At 64.0% G+C, this 12,767-nt stretch carries 12 protein-coding genes; 9 read left to right on the plus strand and 3 right to left on the minus strand.

Annotated features, from left to right (window positions below; genetic code table 11):
- The first annotated feature begins 101 nt into the window (after positions 1–101).
- The gene (locus CDI09_RS10395) at positions 102–776 is read left to right on the plus strand and encodes a GtrA family protein (RefSeq protein ID WP_322788384.1); all 675 of its coding nucleotides are present in this window, start codon (positions 102–104) and stop codon (positions 774–776) included.
- Here CDI09_RS10395 and tenA read toward each other — a convergent pair.
- Positions 698–1,402, minus strand: a complete 705-nt coding sequence (gene tenA / locus CDI09_RS10400) for a thiaminase II (RefSeq protein ID WP_078526569.1) — start codon at positions 1,400–1,402, stop codon at positions 698–700. The genes CDI09_RS10395 and tenA overlap by 79 nt on opposite strands.
- A 155-nt stretch (positions 1,403–1,557) precedes the next feature.
- Between tenA and alaS the strand changes: the two genes are divergently transcribed.
- The 3 genes from alaS to CDI09_RS10415 all read left to right on the plus strand — a co-directional run bounded on the left by alaS (position 1,558) and on the right by CDI09_RS10415 (position 6,065).
- On the plus strand, positions 1,558–4,209 hold the full coding sequence (alaS, locus tag CDI09_RS10405; protein WP_078526567.1) for an alanine--tRNA ligase: 2,652 nt from the start codon (positions 1,558–1,560) through the stop codon (positions 4,207–4,209).
- 295 nt (positions 4,210–4,504) lie between these two features.
- A complete protein-coding gene (locus CDI09_RS10410) occupies positions 4,505–5,194 on the plus strand; it encodes a carbonic anhydrase (protein WP_078526565.1) in 690 nt (229 codons plus the stop codon).
- A 37-nt stretch (positions 5,195–5,231) separates the two neighbouring features.
- Positions 5,232–6,065, plus strand: a complete 834-nt coding sequence (locus tag CDI09_RS10415; protein ID WP_078526563.1) for an endonuclease/exonuclease/phosphatase family protein — start codon at positions 5,232–5,234, stop codon at positions 6,063–6,065.
- An 11-nt stretch (positions 6,066–6,076) separates the two neighbouring features.
- Here CDI09_RS10415 and CDI09_RS10420 read toward each other — a convergent pair whose 3' ends face one another.
- Entirely contained in the window at positions 6,077–6,424 is a 348-nt protein-coding gene (locus tag CDI09_RS10420; protein ID WP_078526561.1) for a hypothetical protein, read from the minus strand.
- A 122-nt stretch (positions 6,425–6,546) separates the two neighbouring features.
- On the opposite strand from CDI09_RS10420, the gene CDI09_RS10425 reads away from it, so the two are divergent.
- On the plus strand, positions 6,547–7,320 hold the full coding sequence (locus tag CDI09_RS10425) for an NADPH-dependent F420 reductase (protein ID WP_078526559.1): 774 nt from the start codon (positions 6,547–6,549) through the stop codon (positions 7,318–7,320).
- Here CDI09_RS10425 and CDI09_RS10430 read toward each other — a convergent pair.
- On the minus strand, positions 7,299–7,847 hold the full coding sequence (locus CDI09_RS10430) for an HdeD family acid-resistance protein (RefSeq protein WP_078526557.1): 549 nt from the start codon (positions 7,845–7,847) through the stop codon (positions 7,299–7,301). The two genes, CDI09_RS10425 and CDI09_RS10430, sit on opposite strands and share 22 nt — an antisense overlap.
- 307 nt (positions 7,848–8,154) lie before the next feature.
- On the opposite strand from CDI09_RS10430, the gene rpsD reads away from it, so the two are divergent.
- From rpsD to CDI09_RS10450, 4 genes are all read left to right on the plus strand, one after another.
- Positions 8,155–8,772, plus strand: a complete 618-nt coding sequence (gene rpsD, locus CDI09_RS10435; protein ID WP_025437534.1) for a 30S ribosomal protein S4 — start codon at positions 8,155–8,157, stop codon at positions 8,770–8,772.
- Between the two features lie 118 nt (positions 8,773–8,890).
- Positions 8,891–10,453 carry a peptide chain release factor 3 gene (locus tag CDI09_RS10440; RefSeq protein WP_078526555.1) on the plus strand — a complete coding sequence of 521 codons (1,563 nt, stop codon included), beginning with the start codon at positions 8,891–8,893 and terminating at the stop codon, positions 10,451–10,453.
- Positions 10,454–10,518: 65 nt separating this feature from the next.
- Positions 10,519–11,883, plus strand: a complete 1,365-nt coding sequence (cysS, locus tag CDI09_RS10445; protein WP_078526553.1) for a cysteine--tRNA ligase — start codon at positions 10,519–10,521, stop codon at positions 11,881–11,883.
- Positions 11,880–12,662, plus strand: coding sequence for an RNA methyltransferase (locus CDI09_RS10450; RefSeq protein WP_205836718.1), 783 nt, complete (start codon positions 11,880–11,882; stop codon positions 12,660–12,662). The genes cysS and CDI09_RS10450 overlap by 4 nt, the downstream gene beginning before the upstream one ends.
- Positions 12,663–12,767: the final 105 nt, after the last annotated feature.

Raw genomic sequence — 12,767 nt, forward strand, 5'->3', positions numbered from 1 at the left:
CGACATCCATGGCTACGGCGAAGCCCACCCGCTGGTGCCCACCGGTCCCGACACCCGTGAGCCCCAGAACCGTCGCGTCGAGATCATCCTGCACTGATCTGATGATATTAAAGGAAAGGGAGCATTATCTGCTCCCTTTTCTCTTTTACTGGCCCGTCAATTATTCTATCAGACAGCCAGTTCGGGCCAGGCCATGCTTTGACAGCAGTTTATTCCGCCCACCTGCGTTCTCGGAAATGAAGGATCGCCCTGTGTTCAACATCCGCTCCGACAAGCTGCAACAATTCATCAAATTCGGAATTGTCGGCGTATTGGGGCTAGGGTGGGACACGGCAACGCTTTATAGCCTGCGTCCCTTCGTAGGGCTGACGGCGGCAACCATTGCCGCCTATTTTATTGCCGCCTCGATCAACTGGCTGATCAACCGGTTCTGGACCTTTCGCAAGGCGGGGAATCAGCATCATTTTTTCATCCAGTGGCTGCGCTTCCTTGCGGGCAATGCGCCGGGCTTTCTACTGAACCGTAGCTGTGTGTTCATACTGTTCCACGTATCGCCCGTATTCAGGGCCTATCCGTTTCTGGCGCTGGCAGCGGGTTCAGTGACGGGCATGATGGCGAACTTTCATATCAGCTGCAAAATGGTGTTTCATTCCAAGACACCCGCCACACCCCGACAAACAGCCGAAATACTGCCCTTTCAGCCCGAACGCCCCGTGCCCCAGAATGCGGTCTCAAGCCGCACCGCCGTGGCAAACGCCCGCAACAGGGCTGGATAACGCGCCTGCGCCCCATAAGGGGTGGCCAGCACATCAAGCTGGCGAATGCCGTCCTCTACGAGTTGCGTATACTCATCCCCCCCGTAAAGGGCGATCCACGACCAGTACGGATTGCCCTCGCGCCGTGTCAGCGGGCTTGCATGCAGCCGCGCGCCAACCTCCGCATAGCCGATCAGGCATGGAGCCATGGTCACCATCAGGTCAAGCAGGTCACCGCTCTGGGCGCGGTCAAGTATAAAGCGGCTATAGGCAAGTAATTCGAGCGATTCTTCCGCGCATTCCAGTGCAGCCTCATCTATGCCCCACTGCCGGCAGTAGCCCACATGCATGGCCAGTTCCGTATCGAGTATGCCCGCCATCAGGCCTGCGGCATGGCGCATGTCAGCAACCGTATCAGCCTTGTACACCGCCAGCGCGCAGGCGCGGGCATACTGGATGAGGTACAGGTAGTCCTGAATCAGGAAATTGCGGAACGCCTCGGGCGGCAATGTGCCATCCGCCACGCCGCGCACGAAGGGATGGCGCACAAAATCCAGCCACTGCGCCATGCAGTCACGCCGCAGGCGGCCCGCAAGCCCCGTGGTCAGCAGGGGCCAGTCGCGTTCGGCCTGCCATTCATCGTCCATGTTCCGTCCTTTCATGCAGGGGGCGTGCATGTCACGCATTCGCCATCTGGGGTTTACGCGCATGTTGGCACTTCCGGTCTGGTGCTACGTGCGCTAGGTGAATGAATCCGGTTTTACATCTATATCTTTCAATACAGGATCGTCTGTTTCCCGCCATGCCCACAACAAACGACATTCGTGCCACCTTCCTCGACTATTTTGCCGGGAACGGGCATCAGATCGTGCCGTCCTCGTCACTGGTGCCGCATAACGATCCGACGCTGCTCTTTACCAATGCGGGTATGGTGCAGTTCAAGAACGTGTTCACCGGGCAGGAAACACGCCCCTACTCCCGCGCCACCACGGCCCAGAAGGTCGTGCGCGCGGGCGGCAAACACAATGACCTGGACAATGTGGGCTATACCGCCCGCCATCATACGTTTTTCGAGATGATGGGGAATTTCTCGTTCGGGGACTATTTCAAGGCGGAAGCCATCGAACTGGCCTGGAACCTGGTCACCGGCACCTTCGGCCTGCCAAAGGAAAAGCTGCTCACCACCGTCTATGCCGATGACGAGGAAGCAGCCAGCCTGTGGCGCAGGATTGCCGGCCTGTCCGATGACCGGATCATCCGCATCCCCACCTCCGACAATTTCTGGCGCATGGGTGACACCGGGCCCTGCGGCCCGTGCTCGGAAATCTTCTACGATCACGGCCCCGAAGTGGCCGGTGGCCCGCCCGGCTCCCCCGATGAGGACGGCGACCGGTTTACCGAAATCTGGAACCTCGTGTTCATGCAGTATTTCGAGAACCCGCCCGGCACGCGCTCGCCGCTGCCGCGCCCGTCCATCGATACCGGGCTGGGGCTGGAGCGCTTTGCCGCCATCCTGCAGGGCAAGCGCGACAATTATGATACCGACACTTTCCGCGCGCTGATCCTGGCCTCGGCCGAGGTGACGGGGCAGGACCCCGATGGCCCGTTCAACGCCAGCCACCGCGTGGTGGCCGACCACCTGCGCTCGACCTCGTTCCTGATTGCCGATGGCGTGCTGCCCTCCAAGGACGGGCGGGGCTACGTGCTGCGCCGCATCATGCGCCGCGCCATGCGCCACCTGCACCTGATGGGCACGACTGAGCCGACTTTCTACAGGCTGGTCCCGGCCCTGATCCGGCAGATGGGCGAGGCCTATCCCGAACTGATCCACGCCCGCGCCCTGATCGAGGAGACGATGAAGGGCGAGGAACTGCGTTTCAAGGCGATGCTTGACCGTGGCCTGTCGCTGCTGGCCGACGAGACCGAACGCCTCGGCGATGGCGCGCCCCTGCCTGGCGATGTCGCCTTCAAGCTGTATGACACTTTCGGCTTCCCGCTCGACCTGACACAGGACGCCCTGCGTGGCACCAGCCACGGCGTGGACGTGGCGGGCTTCAACGAGGCGATGGATGTGCAGCGCAAGCGCGCGCGTGCCGCATGGAGCGGTTCGGGCGACAGCGCGACCGAGACCGTGTGGTTCGAGGCGCGCGACACCTTCGGCGCGACCGAGTTCCTGGGCTACACCACCGAGACCTCGGATGCCGAGGTGCAGATCGTGGTGGTGGATAACGCGCAGGTTGAATCCGCAGGCCCCGGCACCACGGTAGCCCTGCTTCTCAACCAGACCCCTTTCTATGGCGAGAGCGGCGGCCAGGTCGGTGATACCGGCACCATCACCGCGCCGGGCCTGCATATTGCCATCACCGATACCCAGAAGAAACTGGGCGACCTGCTGGTGCATTACGGCACCGTAATCGAAGGCACGGTCAAACCCGGCATGGCCGTGACCGCGCAGGTGGACCACGAGCGGCGCAGCGCCATCCGCGCCCACCATTCGGCCACCCACCTGTTGCACGAGGCCCTGCGCCGCAGGCTTGGCGCACACGTGACCCAGAAGGGCAGCCTGAACGCGCCCGACCGCCTGCGCTTTGACGTCAGCCAGCCCCGCCCGATTACGCCCGAGGAACTGGCCGAGATCGAGGCTGAGGTGAATGCCCGCATCCGTGAGAACTCGGATGTCACCACCCGCAGCATGACGCCCGAAGAAGCCATCGAGCAGGGTGCCATGGCCCTGTTTGGCGAGAAATATGGCGATGAGGTCCGCGTTGTCTCGATGGGCGGGCCGGAAGAAGGCCGCGCCGGCTGGTCGATCGAACTGTGCGGTGGCACGCATGTGCGCCGCACGGGCGATATCGGGCTGTTCCGCATCACGTCCGAAAGTGGCGTGTCCTCAGGCGTGCGCCGCATCGAGGCCGTGACCGGCCTTGCCGCACAGAACGCGACGCTCGCTACCGAGGAACGGCTGAACCAGATCGCCGCCATGCTGCGCGTGCCCGCCGCCGAGGCGCCGGAGCGCCTGGCCGTGGTGCTGGAAGAGCGCAAGGTGATGGAGCGCCAGATTTCCGACCTGCAGCGCAAGCTGGCCTCGGGCAGCCAGGCGGCGGCCAGCATCGTCGAGATCGGCGGCATCAGGCTCGATGCCCGCAACGTGGGTGAACTGCCGCCCAAGGAACTCAAGCCGCTGGCGGATTCGCTGCGCAAGGAAATCGGCTCGGGCGTGATCGCCCTCGTCTCGACCGCCGATGGCAAGGGCAGCATCGTCGTCGCCGCCACGCCGGACCTGGCCGAGAAAGTCGATGCCGTAACCCTGGTGCGCGCGGCCAGTGCTGCCATGGATGGCAAGGGCGGCGGCGGCCGGCGCGACATGGCGCAGGCGGGTGGTCCCGACATCAGCAAGGCCGATGCCGCACTTGAGGCCGTGCGCGCAGCCCTGGCACAGGCGGCCACGGCCTGAGCGGGCTACAAGAAGTTTCCATACGCCCATGCAACGGCGCACCTCGGTGCGCCGTTGTGCTGTACGGCACATGCTGCAAGACAGAAATACTTCAATGCATAAAGTTAATATTCATTAACTATAGTATGATAACATAGTATTTCCGTATAACTTCATAACGAAACAGATGGGACTGCCAGATGTTTCCATGATATAGCTGAAACGGGACATGCCTCTGACCGGTGCATTGCCCCTTGATGCCACGACAGGACATGACTTCACACCGGTCCGGACATTCAGGTGACAGGATATTACAATGGCCCATACCAATACTGCCCGGGAAACCCTCATCGAGCTGCTGCATGGGGTGGAGCGTTTCAACACCGAAGTCTTTCCCCAGAACCGTGACCTCTTCGCCAGTCTTGCCGAGAGCCAGTCCCCCGATACGCTGTTCATCGCCTGCGCCGACAGCCGGGTGAACCCCAGCATGATTACCCAGACCCAGCCGGGTGACCTGTTCGTGCTGCGCAATATCGGCAATATCGTGCCCGCCTATGGCGAGATGCTCGGCGGCGTGTCCTCTGCCATCGAATATGCGGTCAGCGCGCTCAAGGTGTCGCACATCATCGTCTGCGGCCACTCCAACTGCGGCGCGATGAAGGCCCTGCTCGACCCGCAGGCCAGCCACCTCGACAAGATGCCCACCGTGGCAAGCTGGCTGCGCAATGCCGAGGCCGCACGCGCCGTGCTCGAGGCCACCGATGTCGGCCCCGCCACCGTGCGCAGCCTGTCCGAACAGAACGTGCAGCTCCAGATCGCGCACCTGCGCACCCACCCCGCCGTGGCGGCGGGGCTTGCCCGCGGCACCCTGACGTTGCAGGGATGGTTCTATGATATTGCCAGCGGGGAAGTGGTGGTGCTCGATGAAACCTCGCGCACCTTCATCCATGTCGATGAAGCCATTGCCAAGCTGCGCGCCCAGCAGGCCGACAGCGCCACGGCGTAATTTCCTGCCCCGGCCCGCCGCACTGGCCGGGCTGGCCATGATCTGGGCTGCCTGCCCCGCATGGGCGGCAGGCAGCCTGAAGGTTGCGACATGGAACCTGGAATGGCTGACCACGCGCGCGCAGGGTGATCCCGCCCTGCCGCCCGATGTCATGCCCCGCACGCCCACCGACATGGCGCGACTGGCACATTATGCCACACGCCTTGCCCCCGATATCGTGGCGCTGGAGGAAGTGGACGATCCGGCCCTTGCCGCCCGGCTGTTTCCCGCACCCGCCTACCATATCTTCATAACCGGTGATTCCGTGGTGCAGCGGGTAGCCGCCGCCGTGCGGGCGGACCTGCCTGTCATGCGCCACCCCGATGTTACGGCGCTGGATGTCTATGCCGCCGATGCGCCGCGCCACCTGCGCGCGGGGCTGGACCTGACCATCGGCACCGGCGCTGACAGCCTGCGCGTGCTGGTGGTGCACCTCAAGGCCGGATGCCGGGATTCAGGCCCCGCCGACCGCAGGCCCGCCTGTGGCACCCTGCGGCGGCAGATGGCCGTGGTGCAGGACTGGATCATGGAGCGGCAGGATGAAGGCGAGGCCTTCGTCGTGCTGGGCGATTTCAACCGCCTGCTGGCCCCCGATGACCCGATGCTGCACACTTTGGGCGAAAACGGCCCCCTCACGCTGGCCACGGCAGGGCGCGCCAGCCCGTGCGGGGCGGGAACCTATTTCATCGATCATCTCATCATGGGCGGCGCGGCCCGCGACTGGCTGGAACCGGGCAGCCTGCGCGTCATGCTCTATCGTGACCGGACGCAGGACGGCACAGCCCGTCTGTCCGATCACTGCCCGGTCTCGGCACGGCTTTCGCTCCCCTGAGGGGGCAGCCGTTATTCCGGCCAGATGCCCGAGGCGTGCAGCGCACTCCACCCCACCATCACCACGATCATCACGAACACGACAGCCCCCATGAGCTGGAACAGTTCCTTGTAGGGCATGAACGGGGGAACCGCCGCCGCATCGGCCGCCGCCTGCGTGGTGGCCACGGCATCATGCGGGGTGGCGACAACCTGCGTCTGGGCCTCGGGCACAGGGCCGGGATCGGGGGTCGTGCTCGCGGCCATGGCGGCTTCATCTTCCTGCACGGCTTCATGCAGGGCCTCAACCGGATGTTCCACCCCTACGGGCACAGCGGACTGCGCCACCACGGCCGGATCCTGATCGGGGGTATCGGTCATTGACGCTGTACTCCTGCTTTAACCAGGTCTATGCCATATAGGACAGCCCGGCACGATAACGAGGGCACAGGATAGGACATCCCGTGCCATACTGCCACACGCCCCATGAACAGGAGAGACGCATGCCAGCCCTGAAACCCACCCGCCGGAAGTGCCTCGCCGCACTGGCCGCCAGCCTGCTGCCCGTGGCCCTGCCCGGCATGGCCCATGCGGGCAGGCCGCTGCGCATCGGCATGATCGGAGCGGGGCATGTCGGCACCACGCTGGGGCGTTTGTGGGCGCGGGCGGGCCATCAGGTCATGTTCAGCGCGCTCGAGCACGAGGAAGCGGAAAAACGGGCCTCGGAATTCTATCCCCTCGCCCGCGCGGGCACGGCGCAGGAGGCCGCGAAGTTTGGCGATGCCGTGGTGCTGGCCGTACCCTATGGTGCCCTGCCCCAGCTTGGCCACACGATTGGCGCCATCGTGGGCACAAAGCCGCTGATCGACGCGACCAACCCCTATGGCTGGCGCGATGGCAAGATCGGGCGGCTGGCGCTGCGTAACGGGGCGGGGCTGACCACGCAGTCGCTCTTCCCTGCCGCCTCCGTGGTGCGCGCCTTCAACTCCGAGGACATGACCACGCTCGCCGCCCAGACATGGCGCACGCCGCCGCGCCTGGCGCTGCCCATGGCGGGCGACGTGATACAGGCGCTGTACACGGCGGGCTGGCTGATCCATGATGCGGGGTTTGACCCGGTCATGGTAGGCCCGCTTTCAACAGCAAGGCTGTTCCAGCCCGGCGGCCCGGCCTTTGAGGCGCAGATGAACGCCACCGACCTGCGCCACCTGCTGGGCGTCACGGCCAACAACCCGGTTGACCGCGCGCTGGCCACTCAGTTCGCGGGCGGGATGTAATTCGCCTGCCGCAGCGCAAAGCCGAACTGCACCCAGCCAATGCCCGCGGCAATCAGTTCAACGGCAATGAACGTGCCGATCAGCCACAGCCCCGACCACGGCAGGGTCACATACAGGCACACACCCACCAGCAGGCTGATCAGCCCGCCAAGCAGGATGAACCACCACCCCTGCAGCCCGCGCTGCTGGAACGCCATGATGATGCGCGCGATGCCTGATATGACCAGGCAGGCGGAAATGAAGATGGTGATGACCATGGAGCCGGTGCTCGGCTCCTCCATCATCATCGTGCCCGCCAGGATATAGAGCGCACCACCCGCGATCGACATGAGCCGCCCGCTCCAGTCGCGCACCACGAAGGCATGCACGAGCTGCACCGTGCCCGCCACGAACAGAAGCACGCCAAACAGGATGGTGCTGGCCAGCGAGACCGCCAGCGCATCCACCCATGCCATGATGCCCAGGCCGAACGAGATCGCGCCCAGCCCCACAAACAGCGGCCAGCGCTGCGTAATTGGCGTATCCATTGACTGAAGTTCCTCCTGTTTATTGATGGATGTGGTTCATCCGCATGCTGCCCGTTTCATAACAGGCCGTGCCCCCGGTGCGATACAGGCTTGTGGGAATGATTGACACGCCCCCCCCGGTACTTCTATACGCGCCCGACTGCCGGGAACGTGGACGATACGGCTGGTGCCCATGGGTGATTGCTCCCCGGCGCCAGTAATACGGATCGCGCCCGCCCTGTTCATGGGGAACAGGGCCTACCGGTGCAACGCCATGGCCCGTGGCTCACGCCGCAGGCCATGCAGATTGAAGAGAAGAGAGCGCACAATGAGCAAGCGCCTTGAGAGCAAGTATAAAATCAACCGCCGCCTTGGCGTAAACCTGTGGGGCCGCGCCAAGTCGCCGGTCAACAAGCGCGAGTATGGCCCCGGCCAGCACGGCCAGCGCCGCAAGCAGAAGCCCTCCGACTTCTCCGTGCAGCTGATGGCCAAGCAGAAGCTCAAGGGCTACTACGGCAACATCGGCGAGAAGCAGTTCCGCAAGTATTACGATGAGGCCGTGCGCCGCAAGGGTGATACCTCCGAGAACCTGATCGACCTGCTCGAGCGCCGGCTGGATGCGGTCGTGTACCGCCTGAAGTTCGCGATCACCCCGTTCGCGGCGCGTCAGTTCATCAGCCACGGCCACATCACGGTCAATGGCCGCAAGGTCAACATCCCCTCCTTCCTGGTGCGTGATGGCGACGTGATCGAAGTGCGCGAGAAGTCCAAGCAGCTCGCCATCGTGCTCGATGCCGCCCAGAGCGGCGAGCGTGACGTGCCGGAATACATGGAAGTGGACCACCGCCAGATGAAGGGCTCCTTCCTGCGCAGCCCCAAGCTGTCGGATGTGCCCTATCCGGTGCAGATGGAACCGAACCTGGTCATCGAATTCTACTCTCGCTGATCAAGTCCCGGAACCGGGCAGGCGTGACGCCGGGCGTGGGGATTTTTCCCTGCGTCCGGCGTCCGCGTTTCTGGCCCCTGCCCGCTTCCGCCTCCTTTCCGCCAGGCCAGCCGCAGGAATGGACAAGACCGTGACCGCCACCGCCGCCGAAACCCCGCTTGCCGCCGAGATTACCCGCCGGCGCACCTTTGCCATCATCTCGCACCCTGATGCGGGCAAGACCACGCTGACCGAGCGCATCCTGCGCGCGGGCGGCGCGATCCAGATGGCGGGCAACGTACGGGCCAAGGGCGAGCGGCGGCGCACGCGCTCGGACTGGATGGGAATCGAGCGCGACCGTGGCATTTCGGTCGTGACCTCGGTCATGACGTTTGAATATGGCGGCTGCATCTTCAACCTGCTCGACACGCCAGGCCATGAAGACTTCTCGGAAGATACCTACCGCACGCTGACGGCAGTCGACGCCGCCGTGATGGTGATCGACGCCGCCAAGGGCATCGAGGCCCGCACGCGCAAGCTGTTCGAAATCTGCCGCCTGCGCGATATCCCCATCGTCACCTTCATCAACAAGATGGACCGCGAATCGCAGGACCCGTTTGCCCTGCTCGATGAAATCTCGTCCTCTCTCGCACTCGATGTCTCGCCCGCCACATGGCCGGTGGGCCGTGCCGCCAAGTTTGTCGGCACCTACGATATCCATAAACGCGAACTGCACGTGACCGAGGAGCTCGACCAGTCTGATCCGCGCATGGTGCAGCTTGGCGAGGAACTTGAACTCGTTGAAGCCGCCCTCCCGGAATTCGACCTTGAAAGCTTCAATGCAGGCCACCTGACCCCGGTCTTCTTCGGGAGTGCGATGAAGGAAATCGGCGTGACCGACCTGCTCGACGCGCTGGCCGCCTTCGGCCCGCCGCCGCGCGACCAGGCCACCGAAACACGTAACGTGCGCGCCGATGAACCCGCGCTGACCGCGCTGGTGTTCAAGATCCAGGCCAACATGGACCCCAACCACCGCGACCGCATGGCCTTTGCCCGCATCTGCTCTGGCAAGCTGCAGCGCGGCATGCGGCTCAAGCATGTGCGCATTGGCAAGCAGTTCGCGCTGCACACCCCGCAATTCTTCTTCGCCCGTGACCGGCAGCTTGCCGAGGAAGCCTTTGCAGGCGATGTGGTGGGCATTCCCAACCACGGCACGCTACGCATTGGTGATACGCTGACCGAGGGCGAGGACCTGCGCTTTACTGGCGTGCCCTATTTCGCGCCTGAAATCCTGCGCCGCGTGCGGCTTGATGATGCGATGAAGGCCAAGAAACTGCGCCAGGCCCTGACCGAACTGGCCGAGGAAGGCGTGGTCCAGCTTTTCCGCCCGCAGGATGGCGCGCCCCCCATCGTGGGTGTGGTCGGCACGCTGCAGCTCGATGTGCTGCAATCCCGCCTCAAGGGCGAATACGGCGTGGCCATCGGCTTCGAGTCGACGCCCTACAACCTCGCCCGCTGGGTCACCGGCCCGCGTGAGCGGCTGGAAGCCTTCTGCATGGCCAACCGCACGGCCATGGCGGATGATATTGATGGCGACCCGGTCTTCCTCGCCTCATCGGCGTTCATGATGAAGCGCACGGCGGAAGGCAACCCGGAGCTGACCTTCCATGACATCAAGCAGATCGGCCAGGAAATCGGCTGACCGCTCGGGCGTGGCCCCGATGGGGTCTTGCCTATCCCTGCCTGTCTACCCCATCTAGGCACATCATGTCCGACACACAGCCCCGCCTGCACCTGCACGACAGCAGGACACGCAGCACCGTTCCCTTCACGCCGCTCGCCCCCGATAACGTGCGGGTCTATTACTGCGGCCCCACGGTCTATGACCTGGCGCATATCGGCAACCTGCGCGCCATGCTGACCGCCGATGTGCTGGTGCGCCTGCTGCGCCACCTGTACCCATGCGTGACATATGTGCGCAACATCACCGACGTGGATGACAAGATCAACGCCCGCGCCCGCGCCAATAATGAACCCATTGCCGACCTGACCGCGCGCACCATCAGCGATTTCCACAAGGATCTCGCCGCCGTCAGCATCCTGCCGCCCGATATCGAACCCCGCGCCACGCACCACATTGGCGAAATGCAGGACATGATCCACCGCCTGATCGAAAGCGGCCATGCCTATGAGGCCGAGGGCCATGTGCTCTTCGCGGTGGATACCTATGCCTCCTACGGCGCGCTGTCGGGCCGCAGCCCCGATGACCTGATTGCCGGCGCCCGCGTGGAAGTGGCCCCCTACAAGCGCAATGCGGGCGACTTCGTGCTGTGGAAACCATCAGACGACCAGACCCCGGGCTGGGACAGCCCGTGGGGCCGGGGGCGACCGGGCTGGCATATCGAATGTTCGGCCATGTCGCACCGCTATCTGGGCGAGAGCTTCGACATTCATGGTGGCGGGTCCGACCTCCTGTTCCCGCACCACGAGAACGAGCGCGCGCAGAGCATGTGCTGCCACCCGCACGGGCACTTCGCCAATCACTGGGTGCATAACGCCATGCTGCTGGTGAATGGGGAGAAGATGTCGAAATCGCTCGGCAACTTCCTGACCGTGCGCGACGTGCTGCGTGACACGCCCGCCGAGGCCCTGCGCCTTCTGCTGCTGCGCGCGCAGTACCGCTCGGTGCTGAACTTTACGCGCGAAGGGCTGGACGAGGCCAAACAGATGCTTGACCGCTTCTATCGCGCGCTCGAAGCCCTTGATCCGGCACAGGATGCCGTAGCCCCGCCTGAAAGCGTCATCGCCGTGCTGTGCGATGACCTGAACACCCCCCGTGCGCTGGCCGAGATGCATGCGCTGGCTGACAGGGCCGTGGCGGGTGACAGCATGGCCGCAGCCCAGCTCAAGGCCGCAGGCAACCTGATCGGCCTGCTGCATGACACGCCCGAGACATGGTTCCGTGGTGGGGCGAAAGTCGATCCGGCTGAAATCGAACGCCTGATTGCACAACGGCTGGCCGCCCGCAAGGCGCGTGACTTCGCCCGCGCGGATGAAATCCGCAACACCCTCGCGGCACAGGGCATCATGCTTGAAGATGGCCCGCAGGGCACGACATGGAGGCAGGCATGACCGGCCGTGATGGCGGGGCGGATATCGGCCCCATAGGCAACAGCCCGGTCGTGATCCTGGTCCGGCCCCAGATGGCCGAGAACATTGGCACCACAGCCCGCGCCATGGCCAATGGCGGGCTGTTTCACATGCGCCTCGTCGCCCCGCGTGATGGCTGGCCGCTGGAACGCGCATGGCGCAGTGCCTCGGGCGCTGACCGAATTCTTGAATCGGCACAGGTGTTCGACACGGTGGATGATGCGGTGGCCGACCTGCACCACGTATTTGCCACCTGCCCGCGCCCGCGCCATATCGTCAAGCCCGTGCTGACAGCACGCGGCGGTGCTGCCGAACTGCGCGAGATGACCGATCGCGGCCTGAAGGTGGGGCTGATGTTCGGCCCCGAACGCGCAGGCCTTGATAATGAGGACATGGCCCGCGCCGATGCCCTGATCCGCTACCCGCTCAACCCCGCCTTCATGTCGCTCAATCTGGCACAGGCGGTGATGATCATGGCCTATGAGTGGTGGATGGCGAAGGACGATACCCCGCCGCGCACGCTCATGACCAACGAAACGCATGTGGCCACCCGGGGCGAACTCGACAACTTCATGCGTCACCTGATTGGCGATCTCGATGAATGCGGATTCCTGCGCAATGAACAGAAGCGCGCAGGCATGGTGCGCAACCTGCGGCACTTCTTCCTGCGCGGCGAAGTGACGGAGCAGGAACTGCGCACGCTGCATGGCGTGGTGACCGAGCTTTCACGCGGGCGCAAGGCGCGGCAGGACAGGAAATAACAAAACTTTCCGGAGATGCCTTTTTTCAAAAAGGGGGCGTTCTTTGAAGCTTTTTGAAAAAAGCTTCACCAAAAACTTCTTTCACAAAAAAGGCCCGGTGCATAA

This window comes from Komagataeibacter nataicola (assembly GCF_003207795.1).
Classification (GTDB): Bacteria; Pseudomonadota; Alphaproteobacteria; order Acetobacterales; family Acetobacteraceae; genus Komagataeibacter; species Komagataeibacter nataicola.